The sequence below is a fragment of the Bowmanella dokdonensis genome, assembly GCF_017254865.1.
Classification (GTDB): Bacteria; Pseudomonadota; Gammaproteobacteria; order Enterobacterales; family Alteromonadaceae; genus Bowmanella; species Bowmanella dokdonensis.
In genome coordinates this window covers 1-284 of the sequence record NZ_JAFKCV010000405.1, presented here as the reverse complement: position 1 = coordinate 284, position 284 = coordinate 1, and the positions used below count along the sequence as shown (strand labels likewise).

At 59.2% G+C, this 284-nt stretch carries 1 protein-coding gene; it reads left to right on the top strand.

The window, feature by feature from the left end; all coding sequences use genetic code 11:
* On the top strand, positions 1–284 hold a 284-nt coding region (locus tag J0A66_RS23085), incomplete at both ends, for a hypothetical protein (protein WP_206576104.1).

The window sequence follows — 284 nt, the reverse complement described above, 5'->3', positions numbered from 1 at the left end:
GCCGAGCTCGAAGGGGATCATCACTGTAGCCGGCGACTACAAGAAGTCCATCAAGTGTGCTGCAGCCAGCAGCCGACTGGCCGAGTCCCTCGTGGTTGCAGAAGAGAAGAAGATGCTGGAGCGAGTTGTGGCCATGGCCGGCAAGCAGCCGGCCCTGTCCCCCAACCCCAAGGAATATGATGCGCAGGGCTCCTTCCAGCCGGCCAAGGAGACGAAGAAGATACCTCTGGACCCGGAGCACCCGGAGAGGTTTGCTGTCATTGGTGCAAACCTAGACAGTAAAT